Annotated in this window: 17 protein-coding genes and 1 riboswitch; of the genes, 11 read left to right on the top strand and 6 right to left on the bottom strand. The window is 38.8% G+C overall.

Features of this window, described 5'->3' with window-relative positions:
- Window positions 1–92: 92 nt before the first annotated feature.
- From dcp to H9Q20_RS10120, 7 genes are all read left to right on the top strand, one after another.
- Entirely contained in the window at window positions 93–2,252 is a 2,160-nt protein-coding gene (gene dcp, locus H9Q20_RS10150; protein ID WP_187478610.1) for a peptidyl-dipeptidase Dcp, read from the top strand.
- 6 nt (window positions 2,253–2,258) lie between these two features.
- Window positions 2,259–2,723, top strand: a complete 465-nt coding sequence (locus H9Q20_RS10145; protein WP_187477651.1) for an STM3941 family protein — start codon at window positions 2,259–2,261, stop codon at window positions 2,721–2,723.
- Window positions 2,724–2,841: 118 nt separating this feature from the next.
- Complete coding sequence (locus H9Q20_RS10140) at window positions 2,842–3,510, top strand: head GIN domain-containing protein (protein ID WP_187477650.1); 669 nt, start codon at window positions 2,842–2,844, stop codon at window positions 3,508–3,510.
- A 307-nt stretch (window positions 3,511–3,817) separates the two neighbouring features.
- Window positions 3,818–5,914, top strand: coding sequence for a M13 family metallopeptidase (locus H9Q20_RS10135; protein WP_124639805.1), 2,097 nt, complete (start codon window positions 3,818–3,820; stop codon window positions 5,912–5,914).
- Between the two features lie 92 nt (window positions 5,915–6,006).
- Window positions 6,007–6,645: an alpha/beta hydrolase gene (locus H9Q20_RS10130; RefSeq protein WP_124639803.1), complete on the top strand. Its 639-nt coding sequence runs from the start codon at window positions 6,007–6,009 to the stop codon at window positions 6,643–6,645.
- A gap of 176 nt (window positions 6,646–6,821) precedes the next feature.
- Window positions 6,822–7,874 carry an NAD(P)/FAD-dependent oxidoreductase gene (locus H9Q20_RS10125; protein ID WP_124639801.1) on the top strand — a complete coding sequence of 351 codons (1,053 nt, stop codon included), beginning with the start codon at window positions 6,822–6,824 and terminating at the stop codon, window positions 7,872–7,874.
- Between the two features lie 16 nt (window positions 7,875–7,890).
- Window positions 7,891–8,223 (top strand): 2Fe-2S iron-sulfur cluster-binding protein, encoded by a 333-nt coding sequence (locus H9Q20_RS10120; protein WP_124639799.1) that lies wholly within the window; start codon window positions 7,891–7,893, stop codon window positions 8,221–8,223.
- Between the two features lie 163 nt (window positions 8,224–8,386).
- Here H9Q20_RS10120 and H9Q20_RS10115 read toward each other — a convergent pair whose 3' ends face one another.
- The 3 genes from H9Q20_RS10115 to H9Q20_RS10105 form a co-directional block, all read right to left on the bottom strand.
- A complete protein-coding gene (locus H9Q20_RS10115; RefSeq protein WP_124639797.1) occupies window positions 8,387–9,829 on the bottom strand; it encodes an aminoacyl-histidine dipeptidase in 1,443 nt (480 codons plus the stop codon).
- Between the two features lie 65 nt (window positions 9,830–9,894).
- Window positions 9,895–10,380 (bottom strand): hypothetical protein, encoded by a 486-nt coding sequence (locus H9Q20_RS10110; RefSeq protein WP_187477649.1) that lies wholly within the window; start codon window positions 10,378–10,380, stop codon window positions 9,895–9,897.
- A gap of 14 nt (window positions 10,381–10,394) precedes the next feature.
- On the bottom strand, window positions 10,395–11,000 hold the full coding sequence (locus H9Q20_RS10105; protein WP_187477648.1) for a hypothetical protein: 606 nt from the start codon (window positions 10,998–11,000) through the stop codon (window positions 10,395–10,397).
- A gap of 106 nt (window positions 11,001–11,106) precedes the next feature.
- On the opposite strand from H9Q20_RS10105, the gene recR reads away from it, so the two are divergent.
- The 3 genes from recR (at window position 11,107) to H9Q20_RS10090 (ending at window position 13,841) form a co-directional block, all read left to right on the top strand.
- Complete coding sequence (gene recR, locus H9Q20_RS10100) at window positions 11,107–11,718, top strand: recombination mediator RecR (protein WP_124639790.1); 612 nt, start codon at window positions 11,107–11,109, stop codon at window positions 11,716–11,718.
- A 37-nt stretch (window positions 11,719–11,755) separates the two neighbouring features.
- Window positions 11,756–13,177: a CCA tRNA nucleotidyltransferase gene (locus H9Q20_RS10095; RefSeq protein WP_124639788.1), complete on the top strand. Its 1,422-nt coding sequence runs from the start codon at window positions 11,756–11,758 to the stop codon at window positions 13,175–13,177.
- 112 nt (window positions 13,178–13,289) lie between these two features.
- Entirely contained in the window at window positions 13,290–13,841 is a 552-nt protein-coding gene (locus tag H9Q20_RS10090; protein ID WP_124639787.1) for an REP-associated tyrosine transposase, read from the top strand.
- A gap of 411 nt (window positions 13,842–14,252) precedes the next feature.
- Here the strand turns inward: H9Q20_RS10090 and H9Q20_RS10085 are convergent, their stop codons facing one another.
- The 3 genes from H9Q20_RS10085 to H9Q20_RS10075 form a co-directional block, all read right to left on the bottom strand.
- Entirely contained in the window at window positions 14,253–15,293 is a 1,041-nt protein-coding gene (locus H9Q20_RS10085) for a hypothetical protein (RefSeq protein ID WP_187477647.1), read from the bottom strand.
- Window positions 15,294–15,306: 13 nt separating this feature from the next.
- Complete coding sequence (locus tag H9Q20_RS10080) at window positions 15,307–17,133, bottom strand: TonB-dependent receptor plug domain-containing protein (RefSeq protein WP_187477646.1); 1,827 nt, start codon at window positions 17,131–17,133, stop codon at window positions 15,307–15,309.
- Window positions 17,134–17,160: 27 nt separating this feature from the next.
- A riboswitch (cobalamin riboswitch) is annotated at window positions 17,161–17,342 on the bottom strand.
- A gap of 234 nt (window positions 17,343–17,576) precedes the next feature.
- Window positions 17,577–18,056: a cytidine deaminase gene (locus H9Q20_RS10075; RefSeq protein ID WP_124639782.1), complete on the bottom strand. Its 480-nt coding sequence runs from the start codon at window positions 18,054–18,056 to the stop codon at window positions 17,577–17,579.
- 148 nt (window positions 18,057–18,204) lie between these two features.
- On the opposite strand from H9Q20_RS10075, the gene namA reads away from it, so the two are divergent.
- On the top strand, window positions 18,205–19,263 hold the full coding sequence (gene namA / locus H9Q20_RS10070; protein WP_187477645.1) for an NADPH dehydrogenase NamA: 1,059 nt from the start codon (window positions 18,205–18,207) through the stop codon (window positions 19,261–19,263).
- Window positions 19,264–19,273: the final 10 nt, after the last annotated feature.

Below are 19,273 nucleotides of genomic sequence, written 5' to 3'. Positions count from 1 at the left end.
TTGAACTGCTTTTTTTTATCCTTTTCAAATAAATCCATTAACTTTGAAAATCAATGTTAAAACAACAAAAAATAAAATTCCATTACGATCTTATGAAAAATATTGCCACGGCGTTCTTTTTATCGGCTATTGGTTTTAGCCTGAACAGTTGCATTACTGTAAATATCAATAAATCCGAAAGTACTACCACCCAAAAAGAGAATCACACAATGACTTCCAATCCTTTACTTAGAAAAAGCACATTGCAATACCAAGCACCCGAATTTGATAAAATAAAAGACGAACATTTCAAACCTGCTTTTGAATTTGGTCTAAATGAGCAATTGCAAGAAATAGATGCGATTGTAAAAAACCAAGCGAAGCCCACTTTTGAAAATACCATAGTTGCTTTAGAAAATAGTGGACAAAACCTGAGAAGGGCCACCACCATTTTTTCTAATTTGAATTCTGCAAATACCAACGATTATTTGCAAAAACTGGACGAAGAGTTTGCACCTATTTTTGCCTCACATTCCGATAAAATTTATTTGAATGACGCTCTTTACCAAAAAGTAAAAACCGTTTACAACCAAAGAAATCAACTGAATTTAGATGCAGAGAGCCTAAGATTGGTTGAACATTACGAACAACAATTCGAAATTGCCGGTGCCAACCTAAGTGCCGACAAAAAAGCCGAACTTAAAAAGGTAAATGAGCAAATGGCTTCTTTGCAATCCCAATTTTCCAACAAATTATTGGCCGCCAGAAAAGCCGGTGGACTTTTGGTGAACGATGCAAAAGAACTGGACGGACTTTCTGCCGACGAAATCGCTGCCGCAGCAGAAGATGCCAAACTTGCAGGAAAGCCTGGAGCCTATCTTTTGGCCCTGCAAAATACCACGCAACAACCTCTTCTACAAAACCTGAAGAACAGAACAACACGAGAAAAACTTTTCCGAGCGTCTTGGACAAGAGCCGAAAAAGGTGACGCCAACGACACCCGAGAAACCCTGCAACAATTGGCTGCACTCAGACTGAAGAAGGCTCAACTTTTGGGTAAGAAAAATTTTGCCGAATGGAAAATTCAAGATCAAATGGCCAAAACACCTGAAAAAGCCATGGATCTTTTGGCAAAATTGGCAGCTCCAGCAACCGAAAGAGCCAAACAAGAAACGCAAGAAATTCAGCAAATTATCGACCAACAAAAAGGCGGATTCAAGGTTGAACCTTGGGACTGGAATTTCTATGCCGAGCAAGTACGAAAAGCCAAATACGACCTGGACGAATCTCAAATAAAGCCCTATTTTGAGGTGGTTACTGTTTTGGAAAAAGGCGTTTTCTTTGCTGCCGAAAAACTTTACGGTTTAAGCTTCAAAAAAAGACCAGACCTTCCGGTTTACCATCCGGATGTGGTGGCGTACGAAGTTTTTGACCACGATGGAAAATCTTTGGCGATATATTATTTGGATTTCTACACCAGAGACAACAAAAACGGTGGTGCCTGGATGAGTAATTTTGTGGAGCAATCCTACTCTCTTGGTCAGAAACCGGTGATTGTGAATGTGTACAACTACCAAAAACCGGCAGCCGGAAAACCCTCACTCATTTCATTTGACGATGTTACCACACTTTTTCACGAATTTGGACACTCCATCCATGGGATATTTGCCAATCAGAAATACACTTCGCTTTCCGGTACCAACACCCCGAGAGATTTTGTTGAGTTTCCATCACAAATTAATGAATATTGGGCCTTGGAACCTAGCGTTTTGAAAAATTATGCCGTGCATTTCCAAACGGGACAACCCATCCCGAACGATTTGGTACAAAAAATTAAAAACTCCAAAACCTTTAACGAAGGCTACAATGTAACCGAATTGGTCGCTGCAGCAACCTTGGATATGGCGTGGCACACCGTAACCGATGAAAAACAAATACTCCCGGCTTTGGAATTTGAAAACAACGCACTGAAAAAATACGGCTTGCTGATGAAGGAAGTCCCAACAAGATACCATTCTCCGTACTTTGCACACATTTGGGGTGGCGGATATTCCGCTGGATATTATGCGTATCTGTGGAGCGAAATGTTGGATTTCTCTGCCTTGGAATGGTTTGAAAAAAATGGAGGAATGACCAGAAAAAACGGAGACAAATTCCGAAAAGAAATTCTTTCCGTTGGAAATTCTTTGGATCTGAACCAAGCATTTAGAAACCTTACAGGAAAAGATCCGGACATACAACCCTTACTGAAAGCCAGAGGTTTGGTAAAATAATTGTTTATGAAAGAAATTGTTTTGAAACCCAAATTATGGAAACCCATTTTGGGAGCTTTTTTAAGCATTGGATTTGTCATTTTAGGCATTAACCTCGTTAACAAAGGCATCAACTACGGTTGGTTTACCATAGCATTATTTGGTCTATCTACCTTATTGGCGATGTTGCAATTGATTCCCAATTCCACCTATTTAAAGATTTCGGATCGAGGAATTTTTGTGAAAACCCTATTCAGTTCTTCAGAATTAAAATGGACGGACATTAAAGGATTTTACACCAAAAAAGTCTTTTTAAAAACCTTTGTCATGATTCGATTTGCAGACCATTTCAAAGGCAAATACTTGGGTTACGACGCTTCCAAAATGCTGACTAACAACGAGAGTATGCTCCCTGACAATTACGGAAAAAGCGCTGAAGAACTCAACGAAATCTTGAATGAACATTGGTCTAAGCAACCCCTTATAAATTAATACAACATCCACCTTTTCAACAGAGGTGGATATTTTTTTGGTTTGAATTTTGTTAAACAAATACAAATCCTCACACTTAAAATCAGGAAAAATCGTTTAACTAAAAAAATATAAAAATATGCGACAACTTATAGCCGTTTCCACCCTTTGTTTTGTACAATTTTTCACCGCTCAAAGCACAAAGAATCTAGGTGATTTTTCAGCAGTTAAAGCCTACGATAAAATTTCAGTAGAACTCGTACCCTCAAAGGATTCTAAGGTAGAAATCATCAGCAACAACGACCAGGATGTAGAATTGGTCAACAAAAACGGAGAACTAAAAATACGAATGATCCCAACGCTATTGATGCAAGGAGCCGATACAAAAATAAAAGTTTATTACACCAAATTACAAGAAATACAAGGCAGTCAAGGTGCCAGCATCAGTTCCAACGCAACGGTTAATGGCAATCGACTACAACTTACTGCCAACGAAGGATCGGTAATCAAGCTCGATTTGGATGTTAAAAATCTGAGCATTAAAGCCAATTCCGGAGGCCAAATCCACTTGAAGGGAACCGCAGAAAAACAAGACCTTATCATCAATTCCGGAGCAAAATATTTCGGAAAAGAATTAATTTCACAAGAAACCGAAGCGACTGCAAATGCAGGAGGACACGCCAGCATCTATGCCAAAGAATCCGTTATCGTAAAAACCAGAGCCGGCGGTGTTGTGGACATTTTTGGGAATCCCAAAGACAGAAATACCAAAACCGTTTTGGGTGGGAAAATCAATTTTATAAAATAAGCCCGCTTCTTGCATTTGGAGATTTGCCACAGCATTCTCTTTTAAAAAACCATGTGAAAAATGTATTTTCTATAATATCTTTTATCCATTATTTTACTTAAAAAGTCTATGAATCTGTGTGGTTTTATATTTTCACCACACAGCCACATAGGTTTTGGTTTGTAATAGAGAGTTCTTTTCATAGAAGCATTGCTTTCACAATAGCATAAAATTTAAATGCGAACGCCGTGGAGATTTGCACAGAAAATATGTTGGAAAACTATTTTACCGTAAATTTGCTCTTCAAAATTATAGTAAAATCATTTACATGAAAAAATTAAATATCGGCATTCTTGCTTTTGCAGGTTTATTATCATTTACCTCGTGCAACACGACACCAAAAAATACAACACAAAACACAAAAGCCATGGAAAACACCCTTCCAGAAACTAAAAAAGAAGAACCCAAAGAAAACGGTTTGGACCTTACGGCAATGGATAAATCCGTACGACCACAAGACGATTTTTACAATTTCGTAAACGGAACTTGGATGAAAACCGCCAAAATCCCGGCAGACAAATCCACTTGGGGAAGCTTCAACAAATTGGGCGAAGACACGGACAACAACTCCATGACCATCCTAAATAACTTGTTAAAAGAACATTTTGATGCAGGAAGCGAAGGCAAAAAAATTCAAGATCTTTATGCATCTTACATGGACATGGACAAGAGAAATGCCGATGGCATTAACCCAATTAAAAACGATTTAGCAAAAATTGATGCCATAAAAAACATCAGCGACTTGCAAAAATACATGATAGAAGCCACAAAAAATGGTGAAAATACTTTGTACGCTTGGGGTGTAGATGCCGACATGAAAGACAGCAAGATGAATGCCGTCTATCTTGGAAATCCCGAATTGGGATTGGGTAGAGATTATTACCAAAAAGTAAATGCTAAAAATACAGAAACTCTTGCAAAATATACAGAATTCGTAAGTTCTATGTTGGAAGTTTTGGGATACAAAAATCCTAAAATTGTAGCAAAAAACATTGTGGATTTGGAGAAGAAAATTGCCAATACCTACCTGAACAACGAACAAATTCGAGATGCGACATTGCAATACAACCCAATGACCATGGCCGAGTTGAAAAAAACGGTTAAAACCATCAACCTTCAAGATTATCTGGCTAAAGTAGGAGTAAAAACCGATAAGGTAATTGTTGGCGAGAAAAAATTCTTTGAAAATTTTGACACCCTCATCAACGAGAAAAATCTTGCAACCATCAAGGATTACATGAAATTTCATTTATTATCCAGTTCTGCCAGCTATCTGACCCAAGATTTGGATAATAAAAAATTTGATTTTTATGGCAAATACCTCAACGGACAACAAGAACAAAGAGCCCTAAACAAGAGAGCTTACCAATTAATCAACGGAAGTTTGGGTGAGGCTTTTGGTAAATTGTATGTTCAAAAATATTTCTCGGAAGCCGACAAACAAAAAATGGTGGTCTTGGTCGATTATCTACTAAAAAGCTTCGACCAGCACATCAAAAACCTAAGCTGGATGTCCGACACCACCAAGAAAAAAGCCATTGAAAAACTAAACAAATTCACAGTAAAAGTCGCTTATCCCGACAAGTGGAAAGACTATTCTAAATTGGTAATCCTTTCAGAAAAAGACGGTGGATCTTTGTATAAAAACCTACAAAACATTACCGAATGGCAATACCAAAAAGATCTGGACAAAGTGGGCAAAGCAGTTGATAAAGCTGAATGGGGAATGACCCCGCAAACGGTTAATGCATACTACAACCCTTTGAACAATGAAATCGTTTTCCCAGCTGCCATCCTACAACCGCCTTTCTTCAACCCCAATGCAGATGCTGCAATTAATTTCGGTGGAATTGGTGCGGTTATCGGTCACGAAATTACCCATGGATTCGACGATTCCGGAGCACAGTTTGATGCTGATGGAAATTTGGTCGATTGGTGGACTCCAGAAGATAAAGCCAACTTTGAAAAAGCAACAAAAGCCTTGGCTGCCCAATACGATCAGTACGAACCGGTGAAAGGAACAAAAGTAAACGGAACATTTACCAACGGAGAAAACATCGCCGATCTTGGTGGTGTAAACATTGCCTTTGATGCTCTTCAAATGTATCTTAAAGATCATGGAAACCCCGGAAACATCAGCGGTTACAGCCAAGACCAAAGATTTTTCCTAAGTTGGGCAACCGTTTGGAGAACGCTTTCTTCAGAAAAATACATGTTGAACCAAGTAAAAACCGATCCGCACTCTCCAGGATATTTTAGAAGTTTCGGGCCGTTAGAAAACACCGATGCCTGGTACAAAGCCTTCAACATCCAAGCGGGAGATAAGCATTATAAAGCTCCTGAACAAAGAGTAAAAATTTGGTAATTCAAAAAAGATAAAAATAAACAAACCGCACCAAATCCATTGTTGCGGTTTGTTATTCTAAAAAAAATTTAACAAAATACCATCCCTGTCCAATGGAATTAAAATATATCGTTCGAGAGCCGGAAACCATCACCTCGAAAACCCCTATCCTATTCATGTTGCACGGCTACGGCAGCAACGAGCAAGACCTATTCTCCTTTGTCCCAACACTTCCCAAAGATTGGATCATCGTAAGTTATAGAGCGCCGAAAGAAACGCCTTTTGAGGGCTACAGCTGGTACGATATCGATTTGAACGATCCCGAAAAATTTATTGATGTGCCCCAAGCCAATCAAGCACTGAACGCCTTGTTGGAAAGCATGCTGAAAATTTCTAACCATTACGGACTTTCAGACAACCCGACCCATCTTTGTGGTTTTTCTCAGGGCGGTGTTTTGTCTTATGCATTGGCATTAAGTGCACCCGAAATGTTCAATAAAATTGCTATTCTAAGTGCCTATCCAGAAGAGAAAATCCTTAAAAACAAGGTAAAAGATAAAAAAAAATTAGAACGACTTCGTTTCTTTGTTTCTCACGGTTCAGACGATGCCATTATCCCGATGGATTGGGGCAAAAAAGGGGCAGACTTGTTGTACGATTTGAGTTGTTATTTCTCTTTCCGAGAATACATGAATGGGCACGGCATCAACCAAAAAAACTACATGGATCTGATGGCATTTTTGGAAAAATAACATTGCAATTTTCATCATAGACCAATTCACATGATGATTTATAACAATTGTAATCAAAATTACAGAGTCATTCTTTTAATTTTCATTAAATTTGCACCGTTTTTTACATCGAGCTTTACGAATGTCAAAAACGGTGTTTAATATTTTTAATAATCAATTTATCCATACAACAATTCATGATAACAACTGATTTACTGATCATAGGAGCCGGACCAACAGGTCTATTTTCCGTATTCGAAGCCGGACTGCTTAAAATAAAATGCCACATCATTGATGCATTGCCTCAACCGGGTGGACAATTGGCAGAATTGTATCCTAAAAAACCAATTTTCGATATTCCGGGATACCCATCGGTAAACGCTGGAGAATTGGTGGATAATCTGATGGAACAGATCAAACAATTCCAACCTGGATTTACCCTAGGTGAAACGGCAGAAACTTTAACAAAAATCGATAATGAATGGTTTGAAGTAATCACCAACAAAGGAACTGTCCACAGAGCTAAAGCCATTGCCATTGCTGGAGGTTTAGGGACTTTTGAACCTAGAAAACCGGAGATTGAAAACCTTTTTGATTATGAAGAAAAAGGAGTAGAATATTTTGTAAAAGATCCTGAACATTTCCGTGGTAAAAAAATTGTGATTGCCGGAGGTGGAGACTCTGCACTGGATTGGTCTATTTTCTTATCGAATGTAGCCAGCGAGGTAACCCTCATCCACAGAAGAAACGAGTTCCGTGGTGCTTTGGACTCTGTAGAAAAAGTTCAAGAACTGAAGAACCAAGGAAAGATCAATCTGATCACTCCTGCAGAAGTTACCGCCATCCATGGAAACGGCGTTGTTAATGCCATTACCGTTGAAAAAGACGGAGAAAAATTTGATGTAGAAACCGATTATTTCATTCCTTTATTCGGACTAACTCCAAAATTGGGAGCCATTGGAAACTGGGGATTGGAAATTGAAAAAAATGCCATCAAAGTAAACAATGCCTTGGACTACCAAACCAACATCGAAGGCATCTACGCTATTGGAGACATCAATACATATCCGGGAAAATTAAAATTAATTTTATGCGGATTCCACGAAGGAACGATGATGTGCCAATCGGTGTACAACCGACTGAATCCTGGTAAAAAATATGTTTTGAAATATACTACTGTAAGCGGTGTTGATGGTTTTGACGGAAGTAGAAAAGAAGCAGAAAAAGCCGTTGTTAAAAAGATTGATTAATCTCTAAAAAAATACCATGTCTGATATTAATATAAAAATCACCGATAGAAACGGAGTAACACACGATTTGGTTGCTCCTACGGATATGTCCATGAATTTGATGGAAGTTATGAGGTCTTATGAATTGGCAGACGAAGGTACCATAGGCGTTTGTGGAGGGATGTGCATGTGTGCATCTTGCCAAGTTTACATCGTAGATGGAAGCGAAAAACTACACGAAATGGGCGACGAAGAAGACGCCATGTTGGGGGAAGCTTTCCATGTAAAAGACAATTCTAGATTGGGTTGCCAAATCTTCATCACCGAAGAATTGGACGGTTTGGAAGTTCAAATGGCAGCGTATCCTTAAGATCAATTTTTAGAGCCTTTTTAAATTTTATATCTAAATAGAATACAAAAAAGCAGATAAGAAAGATAAGAAATAGCCGAATTATTATTTCGGTAAAATTTTAAACGGGCTCTTAGCCTAAAAAAAATTAAAACTCCCAAAATTTTGGGAGTTTTTTCTTGGTTTATTTCAACGGTATATTTTTAAGAATTTCTTGTACATATTTCCAAAATTTCTGTACAGAAGCAACTTGGGCTCTCTCGTCCGGTGAGTGTGCCCCACGAATGGTTGGACCAAAGCTGACCATTTCCATCTCAGGATAGTTGGCTCCAATGATCCCACATTCCAATCCGGCATGACAAGCCACCACCATTGGTTTTTCCGAAAATTCTTTCTCGTAAATTTCTACCATGGTTTTTATAATGGCTGCATCCGGTTTTGGTTTCCAACCTGGATAAGATCCGCTGAACACCACATTCATATCGGCCAATTCAAACACCGCTTTTAGTTGTTCTGCTACTGCATACTTTGTAGATTCTACAGAAGATCTGGAGAGGTTGAGAATCTTCAAAGCACCTTCTTTTAGCTCTACTCTCGCCACATTATTGGACGATTCTACCAATCCTTCTACATCAGGTGACATTCTGTACACTCCGTTATGAGCCGATTTCAGAGCCAAAACAATCTTCTTAGAATCCGAAATTGATACGGCATCATCCCCAGCTTCAGATTTTTCAATTATAATTTTCAAATCTTTTTCAACAGAAGCAAATTCGTCTAAAATATCTTTGCTTAATTTTTGAGCATCTTCTATGAAATCATTTGCATTTCGAACAGAAATATAGGCTACTGCTTCTCTTGGAATGGCATTTCTAAGTCCGCCACCATCAATGGAAATCAATTGCAAATCGTGTACATCCACTCCTGTAAACAATACTCTTCCGAGGATGATATTCGCATTGCCAAAACCTTTGTGGATGTCCATTCCAGAGTGCCCGCCTTGCAAACCGCTAACCGAAATTTTTACCACTTCGCCTTTGTTACCAATAACATCGAAGTTTGCTGAAGCCGTAACATCTATACCTCCGGCACAACCGATATCGATTTCATCGTCTTCTTCGGTATCCAAATTCAATAAAATTTTGCCTTGCAACTCTCCCGGTTTCAGACCAATTGCTCCGGTCATTCCTGTTTCTTCGTCAATGGTAAATAGAGCTTCCAATGCCGGATGTGCTACATCTGCGCTTTCCAAAATGGACATGATGGTGGCAACACCCAAACCGTTATCGGCACCCAAAGTTGTACCTTTTGCTCTCACCCATTCACCATCGGTTTCCATGATGATTCCTTGGGTTTCAAAATCAAAATCGACATCGTTATTTTTTTGGCAAACCATGTCCAAGTGCGATTGCAGAACGATGGTTTGTCTATTTTCCATACCAGCTGTTGCCGGTTTTCTGATGATGACATTACCCACCTCATCCACTTTGGTATCCAAACCTAAATTTTCACCAAATTTTTTAATAAAAGCGATGACCTTTTCTTCTTTTTTCGATGGTCTTGGAACGGCATTCAGTAAGGAAAAATTCTTCCAAATCTGTTGCGGTTCTAACTGATTAATTTCCATTATTATTTAAATTTTCTCAAAATTACAACTATTTTTAAGCCCAAAAAAGTAAAACTAAAAAAGACTTAGCATCCGCATTCGCCATAGATGGTACTGTGAATGCTCTTTCCTTGGGGTGTGGTCAGCGTCATGCTTCCTTCAAAGATCATGGCTTCGGGATCCGAGTTCAGTTTTTTGGTTTTCATTTCCAAAGTATAACCGTTATGTTTCAGAATTCTATTGAAATTGGACGGGTCAAAGTCGCCTTCTTCCATCGGGAATTTCAAAAAATCGCCACCAACTTTTATCGTAGCTTCATTGCCATAATCGTCTGCAAAGAGCAGTTCGCCTTTTTCAAAAGCCGTTTTGTCTTTGGCAAAAGAACATGAGCAACCCTGTATATTTTCTGGAAAAGAAAAAGTTTCAAAATGTACCATTTCTTCACCTGTCGTTCTCACCGAGTCCTGCACCACCGCAATGCTATCGTTTTGGTTTTCGGAGCTTAATTTTTCTTCTTTTTTGCATGATAAAACCATCCATCCACAGAGGATGACAACACTTATTTTCTTCATAAAACTAAAATATATTACCCTCTTTTTCTTTCCAACAACACCATCATCATCAACGACAGGAGCAGCAAGGACTCTTGATCTTCTTGCAGTTCGGCGGTCTTCATCACCTGAAATCTCCGACCGAAAAGCGATGGCATTTTTCGCATTTTAAAAACTTCTATTCCATTTTTATCTTTTATCGAGTAATTTGGATTGAAAAAATATCCAGTCAACCCTCCAATAATGGGTAACTCGCCAAAGATTCCGTCCAAAACCTTAATCAACGGATTGGTCTCTTCCATGTGAAATTCTCGTTGACCGTTAGGATCAAAAATTTGGTAAGAAGCCTTCCAAATCGAACGGAAACCTCTTCTCCCAACTCTTCCTAAAAGCTGACCATTTTGTTTACAAGTGATGTTAAAAACTGAATTGAAATCAATCCACTGATTGGCTTTCATCCTGAACAATTCTTTGGTTTTTGAAGAGTCTGAATAGACAATCACATCGTCTTTTAGTTTAAATATTTTGGATCTGACATAAAATACCGGATTTCCTAAAGCGTCGGTTACAGAAAAATCATTGGAAATGGTAAAAATATTGAATTTAAAATCCAACGGATAGCGAAGTTGTTGTGTTAGCATTTGTGAAATTTAGAATGTAAAAATAACAAAATAAAGAAGAGTAATCGAAGGTGAATTAGTTTTTCTATAATTTTTATGATGCTCCTAAATCCATTATCTTTGCCCCATGGATTATCCTAGTAAAGTATTGGCAAAAGCAGTTGAAGAAATCTCCGGACTTCCAGGGATTGGTAAGAAGTCGGCACTACGATTGGCTTTGCACCTGCTGAAGCAATCCGAGAGTCAGGCTCTATCGCTGAGCGAAGCCCTAAAACACTTGGTTACCGAAATAAAATATTGTAAAGAATGTCGAAATTTTTCAGATTTTGACATTTGTGACATTTGTGACAACCCCAAAAGGAATCCCGAAATCTTATGCATTGTGGAAGATGTCCGAGATGTTATGGCCATAGAAAATACAGGAAAATACACCGGAAAGTATCTGGTTTTGGGCGGTAGAATCTCGCCCATGGAAGGCATTGGTCCCAACCAACTGAACATTTCTGGTTTGGAAAATAAAATCCAACACGGTGAAGTTCGTGAGTTGATATTTGCTCTTTCGGCTACCATGGAAGGCGATACCACAGCATACTACATCTACAAAAAATTAAAATCCTACGATTTGGTTTTCTCCAGCATTGCCAGAGGTATTGCCGTAGGCGACGAACTGGAATATGCCGACGAAATCTCACTGGGCCGATCCATTGTTCACCGTTTGCCGTACAACGAAAAAGCATAATTCACAAAAAATTAAAGTTCAAATTTATATCCACGATATGTTCATCAATCTCAAGCAGAATAAAAATCTAAAACTTTTTAAAATCATTTCGGAAGTTGCCCAACAACAAAACCAATCGGTCTATATTGTTGGTGGATATGTTCGGGATTTGTTGATGGACAGAAAAATGCCTACCGATATTGATTTTGTCACGGAACAAAGTGGCATTAACCTGGCTCAAAAAGTTGCCGAAACCCTGAACCCGAAACTAAAAGTAGCGGTCTTTAAAAACTACGGTACGGCAGCTTTCAAATACAACGACTTGGATTTGGAATTTGTGGGGGCGAGAAAAGAAAGCTACTCCGAAAACTCCAGAAATCCAGAAGTGGAATCCGGCACCTTGGAAGACGACCAAAAAAGAAGAGATTTCACCATCAACGCGATGGCGATTTCACTAAATGCACACAATTTTGGCGAGCTTATCGATCCTTTTAACGGAAGAGAAGATTTGCAAAACAAAATCCTAAAAACACCGCTAGAGCCTGTACAAACCTATTCTGACGACCCACTGAGAATGATGCGTGCCCTACGCTTTGCCTCGACTTTGGATTTTATGATTGAGGAAAATTCCCTAGCTGCCATTTCTGGTGAAGCCGAACGAATAAAAATAGTTTCGGTGGAAAGAATCATGGTGGAGTTCAACAAAATTATGATGTCCGAAAAGCCTTCCAAAGGATTGGCTCTGATGGAAAAAACAGGAATCATGAAATTGGTTATCCCGGAACTGACGGCTCTGAAAGGGATTGAAGAAATTGAAGGTCAAAAGCACAAAGACAATTTTTACCACACCCTAGAGGTGGTGGATAACATTTCGCAAAATACCGACAACCTTTGGCTTCGTTGGGCTGCTCTGATGCACGATGTTGGCAAGGCTCCTACAAAAAAATTTATCGAAGGAACGGGTTGGACTTTTCGTGGTCACGAATTTTTGGGTGGAAAAATGGTTAAAAAGATATTCCAACGCCTAAAACTTCCTTTGGGAGCCGACCTCAAGTATGTCCAAAAAATGGTAACGCTGTCGTCCAGACCTATTGCACTGGTAACCGACGACGCATCGGACTCGGCGCTTAGACGAATGCTTTTTGATGCCGGTGAGGATATGGAAGATCTATTCACCTTGTGCAAAGCGGACATCACGACAAAAAATGCTGCGAAGCAAAAGAAATTCATCACCAATTTTGTCTATGTTGCGGAAAAAATAAAAGAGGTGGAAGAAAAAGATCAGGTTAGAAACTTTCAGCCTCCCATTTCCGGGGAAGAGATCATGCAACTTTTTGGTCTGAAACCGGGCAAAGAAATTGGTATCCTGAAAGAAAAAGTAAAGGAAGCCATCCTAGAAGGTGATATCGAAAATAATGCTGAACAAGCTAAAGTTTTCGTGATTAAAGAAGCGGAACTTCTTGGGTTGAAACCGTTGTAGTTTCGAAAGTTTAATTGTCGGTTTTCTTGATGAAACAATAAAATGGGGGCTCGCCGAAGGCGAGCCCCTACGCTGGTGCGAGCGTCCCGCTCGTACCCATAAACAATAAGAAATGAGTAGAAAGTATAAATTCAAAGAAAAAGATGGAGCTTATTTTATAAGCTTTGCTACCGTATTTTGGATAGACCTTTTTACGAGGATGGAGTATTTTGATATTGTAATTGCTTCTTTGGATTATTGTAGAAAAAATAAAGGAATGGCAATTTTTGGATATTGTATCATGCCCAGCCATATTCATTTGATATTCCGTTCATCAGATGGAAAACCATCAGAATTGATTCGAGATTTCAAAGGGTTTACTTCTCGAAAATTGATAGAAGCGATACAAGAAAACAATCAAGAAAGTCGGAAAGAATGGTTGCTGTGGATGCTAAAAAAAGCAGGGGAAAGAACTTCAAATGTTAAAAACTATCAATTATGGCAACAAAATAATAAGCCAATTGAAATATGGTCTTTAAAAGTATTCGAACAAAAGCTAAATTATATCCACCAAAATCCTGTAGAAAGTGGTTTTGTCATGGAACCTTGGGAATGGAAGTACAGCAGTGCGAGGAATTATTGTGATGATTATGATGAAATTTTACAAATTGATGTTAATAATTAATGTGGGCACGAGCATGATGCTCGCGCCAGCGAGGGGGTTGAGATTGTATAAATATTTGATAATCAAAGTCCTCACTTCACATAACCGCAAACCGTTAATAATATTGATGAAACAATAAAATGGGGGCTCGCCGAAGGCGAGCCCTCAAAACGACGAATCGCAAAAAATTTGAAAACAAAACCAACCCTTTGTCCTATCCCTGATGGGAGCGGCATCCTTTTGTATGCCTTGGGATAAAGCCTGGGCACAAAAGATACAGCGGACAGCAGGACGGGTTGCTCTAAAAATCACTGAACTTGAAGATCCTAAAAGTATGGATTGGGATCGCTGGAAAAACGACCAATTTAATTGAATAAAAAAGGGAATCGAAATAAATCCGACTCCCTCTCAGTTTAATAAAATATTGGGTTTTTAGTTTTTGTAGAAACCGTTGGTACCTCTACCCACATCGATAACCTTGATGATCGATCCGTTGTTGGCATCGTAAACAGTTACTTTGCTGTCTGCGGTAAATCCTTGAGCATCGGAAGTATAGATACGACCTCCGATAACATCAAATCCGTACAATCCGGAATACGGTGCACTTTCGGTAGCCGTAACGATTGGTGAGGTTGGTATGGTGGATGCATTCACATTCATTCCATAAATTTTCATTCCAGATGTAAAGTAGAACTTACCACCGTCAATGGTCAAGTTGGCAGCTTTGCTAATACCCGTCAAATTAATGGTTTTGGTAATGGCACCTGTAGAAGAAATTTGATAAATGTACGAATCTGCAGCAGCGTCGGAAGCTATGGCGTACACGAAACCGTTATCGGCTATAATTTTTTGGATTTGTCCGTTGGGAACGGTGATCTGAGAGTTGACAGTGCTATCGGATCCGTTGATGTAGGTAATTTTGTTACCGTACCCCCAAGCTGCATTTTGTACAAAAATATTATTACCCGCAGATACAATTCTTTCTGCGGTATCGTTGATGTTCAAACGGCTAATGAAAGCCAAATTATTACCATCGTAGATGTTTACATACTTCGTATCGTTGGTAATGTAAATTTTGTTGTTGTTGAAAGCAATGTATCTTGGGTTGTTCAATTGCTCGGTAATCTCGGCAACTTTGTTGAACCCAAAACGATCCACTACTTTTACCTTATCGGTATTGTTTAGTACCAAAAATGCATACTTAGAATAAAAACCAATGTGTTGCAAAACATCACCCAAATTCTCATTGTTGTTATTGGTTTTGAAGATTTGCTGAGCTACAGAGGACAAATCATTGCTGGCAAAGGTTACATCAGCGTTTGGAGTTCCGAAATTCCCTTCGTTGGCCATTAAGATCCCGTCTTCATATTTACCTTTAGGATACTCTTCGGTAAATGTAGATTCGTTGCGACAAGAAGTCGTAAAAAGCAAAGCCGATGCAAAGGCAATCGATACAATTTTTTTGAAATTCATTATAATTATTTTTTTAAAAGTTAAGTTTCAAGGTTGCTGAAAAATTTCTGGTTGGCATATAATAATACGCTGTTGTTGCATATACCTCACTGAAGATGTTATTCACTTTCGCACCCACAACAACATGCGCAGTCCAAGGAAATTCGATTCCGGAATTCAGGATAAAATAGGGTTGCAATGCATCCATCTCCTTTTGCATACTATCGGTATAGGTTTTTCCGTTGGCCAAAGCCTGCAAATAAATTTTATTTTTCTTGTACTGATATTCAACCATTCCGTTGCCTTTGTGATACGGCACATACATCAATTGCATACGGGTTTCTTGGTTGATGGATTTTGTGTACGCATAGCCCAAAGAAGCTTTCACCGAATGATCGTTCCATTTTTTTTGAAAAGTAAACAGAGTTTCTACACCGTAAGATTGTACTTTATTGGTATTGAACGCCTTCCAATATCCCTCAGAAGTGGGCAACCAACGGATCATATCGGAAATATCCATAAAATATGGAGTTAGGCTAAAGGAAAAATTTCTATTCTTCCATTCGTTTTTCCATTCGTATTGCATGGAAGTTTCCGGTTGCAAATCGAGATTTCCTCCGGGTTGAAAATACAAATCGTTGAACGAGGGATATCTAAAATTTTTAGAAACCGAAATGGCTGTTTGGAAATTCGGCAATGCCGACCATTTTCCGGCAAATGAAAACAACCACGGCGATTTTATTTTTTGTACAGATTCTTTTTTTGTTCCTGCTTCAAACTGAAAATCAGCTGTGGGTTGATACCTCAAAAGCGCAGCTCCTGAAAACACCGAACGGCTTACCTCATCGATTCCGGAAAGATAACCTTGGGCTTTATTTTGCTGAAGTTCGGCCACAACATTTAAAGATACTTGTTTGGAAAAATCAAAATCAAAATCGTTTTTCAGGATGAAATTCTTGGCGGTACCGCCGGAACTTTGCAATCCATTTTTATCCTGAAAATACTGAAACTCGTCTTCGGTAAATGCCAATCGCAGATGATTGTTGAATTTTTCAGAAGTCCAATCCCACAACCCGAGTGTTCTAAAATTAGTACTCAGGTATTTGGATTTCGTTTGTCCTGGATCAAAAATCGGAAAGTGTTGATTTCCCTTGTAATATTCGGAGATCCACGAAATTTGATGCTGAGGATTTATTTTATACGCCAAACCCAAATTAACCGCTCCGTTGCTGAATTTTCCGTTCCAGTTGGTATAGTTTACTTCATCAACATGATAATCATTTTCGCTAATACCATGATGAGCCGAGAGCTGAACGCTGAACTGATCGTTGCTGTACGAAGTTTTTAAAATATTTTGAAAAGTACCGTATGAAGCGGCTTCCGAATAGAGTTGATTTCTAAATCCTTTGTTAAAAGTCAAAGTATTGTTCAGGTGAATGCTTCCACCAATCGCTGCAGATCCGTACATCACCGATCCTCCACCGGACTTCACGCTGAGCTCATCGGCCAATAAAAAACCAATGTTGTTGATATCTCCTTGACCTAAAAAAACCGAATTAATGTTAAGCCCGTTCCACAAAAAAGCCGTTTGCTGAGCTGTGGTCCCACGAAATGAAGGCGAAGATACAGAGCCTCTACCGTTCTCTTTGATATAAATTGGCGTTTGGAATCGTAAAACTTCTGATAGGTTGGTGGCGTTTTTTAGAACTTGATCCGGAGAGATTTTTTGAATAGAGTGAAAACGATCTTGTCCGGATAATTTTTTATCGAAAATAACGACCGTATCAATTTTCACTTCCTTCTCCTGGGAGTAAAAAAAATGTGCGCAGAGCAGTGCTGCAAATGCTAATTTTGTCTTCATAAAAATCTACTTTTCCTCCGAAAGTTGTAATAATCAAAGGTTATGGCAAGGTTTCCTGACTTAGCTAAACGACTCCTTCCCGAAAAAATCAGTGGATTATTTGTCGTTCTTTACCAAAATATGGCAGCAGCTTTTACAGTTGCGGGGACAGTTGGTGAATTGCACACCATTCCCTTTTCCAAAACTTGTGCAAAGATAGATTATATTATTGAATGCTAAAAAATATTTTGCTCTTTACAACGGCGTTCGCATATAAATTTTATGCTATTGTGAAAGCAATGCTTCTATGAGAATCCTCTATTACATACCAAAAACCTATGTGACTATGTGGTGAAAATATTAAACCCCATAGATTCATAGACTTTTTAAGTAAAATAATGAATAAAAGATATCATAGAAAATAAATTTTTCACATAGTTATTAAAAAGCGAATACCGTGGCTCTTACAAATACGAAGCGTCAAAAGAAAACGGTAAAAGACTTCGGATGGATTTGGTTTTGTAGATCTCCCCATCCAAGGAGGCAAAATAAATTTCAATATTTTCATCTTGCTTCACCTCATACTCCAAAATGGTTTGTCGGCAATTGCCACAAGGCGGAATAGGAACCGATTTCAAAGCATCTTTGGGAGCTCCAATAACGAATAATTTCTCAATTTTCATATTTGGATAATTGGCCGAAGCCCAAAAAATAGCCGTCCTTTCGGCACAAGAACCGGTAGGATATGCAGCATTTTCTTGATTGCTTCCTGTTACCACTTCGCCATTTTCCAACAAAATGGCACAACCTACCCAAAAATTGGAGTAAACGGCATATGCCTTGGTTCGGGCTTCCATAGCGGCATTGTACAGTTTATTTTCAATAGCATTCAAACTATTTTTATCTTCAATAATCTCGAAATTGATTTTCAGTTCTTTTTCCATCTTAAATAAAATCGGAGGGTAAAAATACTGTATTTAATTTGAAATTTTAAAACACTTTTAAGAAAATCAGCATGTTTTCTTCCAAAATTCCTTTAATTTCGACAAAAAACTCTCTCAATATTGGTTATATTTACCCAAAATAATCATTATGAAACTCTACGAAACACTAACGCTTAGAAATTTAACACTGGAAAACCGTTGGGTAATGTCGCCCATGTGCATGTATTCTGCTGAAAATGGAGTGGCCAACGATTTTCATTTCGTTCATTATATCAGTAGAGCTCATGGCGGAATAGGATTGGTCATGGTAGAAGCCAGCGGCATTGTTCCCGAAGGAAGAATCACGCACAAATGTCTTGGAATTTGGAACGACGAACAAGCCGAATCGTTAAAAAGAATAAACAAATACATCCACGAAAACACCTCATCTAAAACCGGAATTCAGCTTGCGCATGCGGGGAGAAAAGCATCCACTTGGAATGGGGTACAATTGTCTTTGGAAGAAGGTTGGGAAACGGTAGCTCCCAGTAAAACCCCTTATCTGGAAGGAGAAAGACCCCCTCACGAACTAACAAAAGAGGAAATTGCACAAATAACAATTGACTTTAAAAATGCGGCTATACGATCGGTAAATGCCGGATTTGATGTGATTGAAATTCATGCTGCACACGGGTATCTTTTACACCAATTTCTCTCGCCACTTTCCAACTCCAGAGCCGATGAATACGGTGGTAGTTTTGAAAATAGAATTCGTTTTTTAATAGAAGTGGTGGATGAAGTGAATGCCATTTTGGATGAAAACCACCCCCTTTTCGTTCGGATTTCGGCAACAGAATATACCGAAAACGGATGGAGCTTAGACGACAGTGTAAAATTATCCGAAGTATTGAAATCTAAAAATGTAGATTTGATCGATGTTTCCAGTGGTGGCAATGTCCACGGAGCAAGAATTACTTTGTTTGATGGTTACCAAGTTCCTTTTGCTGCGGAAATCCGTGAGAAAACAGGAATGAAGACCGGCGCTGTTGGTTTGATAAAAAATGCCGAACAAGCAGAAGAAATTTTACAAAAACAAGAAGCCGATTTGGTATTCGTAGCACGAGAATTACTTCGAAATCCGTACCTCGCCAGTCAAAACGCTCAACAAAACGGAGAAAACTGCTATTTTCCTGTGCAATATGAAAGAGCCAGAATCCACAAAAATTAAGAACCCGTTT

The organism is Amniculibacterium sp. G2-70, from assembly GCF_014353055.1.
GTDB classification, from domain to species: domain Bacteria; phylum Bacteroidota; class Bacteroidia; order Flavobacteriales; family Weeksellaceae; genus Amniculibacterium; species Amniculibacterium aquaticum.
The sequence above is the reverse complement of the archived record's forward strand: the minus strand, read 5'-3'. Positions and strand labels throughout refer to the sequence as shown.

Coding starts and splice junctions, on each gene's coding strand:
- H9Q20_RS10080 (WP_187477646.1), bottom strand. CDS start 17,133: ATGAAGACAAAATTAGCATTTGCAGCACTGCTCTGCGCACATTTTTTT.
- H9Q20_RS10115 (WP_124639797.1), bottom strand. CDS start 9,829: ATGGAAATTAATCAGTTAGAACCGCAACAGATTTGGAAGAATTTTTCC.
- H9Q20_RS10125 (WP_124639801.1), top strand. CDS start 6,822: ATGATAACAACTGATTTACTGATCATAGGAGCCGGACCAACAGGTCTA.
- H9Q20_RS10090 (WP_124639787.1), top strand. CDS start 13,290: ATGAGTAGAAAGTATAAATTCAAAGAAAAAGATGGAGCTTATTTTATA.
- H9Q20_RS10145 (WP_187477651.1), top strand. CDS start 2,259: ATGAAAGAAATTGTTTTGAAACCCAAATTATGGAAACCCATTTTGGGA.
- H9Q20_RS10095 (WP_124639788.1), top strand. CDS start 11,756: ATGTTCATCAATCTCAAGCAGAATAAAAATCTAAAACTTTTTAAAATC.
- H9Q20_RS10085 (WP_187477647.1), bottom strand. CDS start 15,293: ATGAATTTCAAAAAAATTGTATCGATTGCCTTTGCATCGGCTTTGCTT.
- recR (WP_124639790.1), top strand. CDS start 11,107: ATGGATTATCCTAGTAAAGTATTGGCAAAAGCAGTTGAAGAAATCTCC.
- namA (WP_187477645.1), top strand. CDS start 18,205: ATGAAACTCTACGAAACACTAACGCTTAGAAATTTAACACTGGAAAAC.
- H9Q20_RS10110 (WP_187477649.1), bottom strand. CDS start 10,380: ATGAAGAAAATAAGTGTTGTCATCCTCTGTGGATGGATGGTTTTATCA.
- H9Q20_RS10140 (WP_187477650.1), top strand. CDS start 2,842: ATGCGACAACTTATAGCCGTTTCCACCCTTTGTTTTGTACAATTTTTC.
- H9Q20_RS10105 (WP_187477648.1), bottom strand. CDS start 11,000: ATGCTAACACAACAACTTCGCTATCCGTTGGATTTTAAATTCAATATT.
- dcp (WP_187478610.1), top strand. CDS start 93: ATGAAAAATATTGCCACGGCGTTCTTTTTATCGGCTATTGGTTTTAGC.
- H9Q20_RS10130 (WP_124639803.1), top strand. CDS start 6,007: ATGGAATTAAAATATATCGTTCGAGAGCCGGAAACCATCACCTCGAAA.
- H9Q20_RS10120 (WP_124639799.1), top strand. CDS start 7,891: ATGTCTGATATTAATATAAAAATCACCGATAGAAACGGAGTAACACAC.
- H9Q20_RS10135 (WP_124639805.1), top strand. CDS start 3,818: ATGAAAAAATTAAATATCGGCATTCTTGCTTTTGCAGGTTTATTATCA.
- H9Q20_RS10075 (WP_124639782.1), bottom strand. CDS start 18,056: ATGGAAAAAGAACTGAAAATCAATTTCGAGATTATTGAAGATAAAAAT.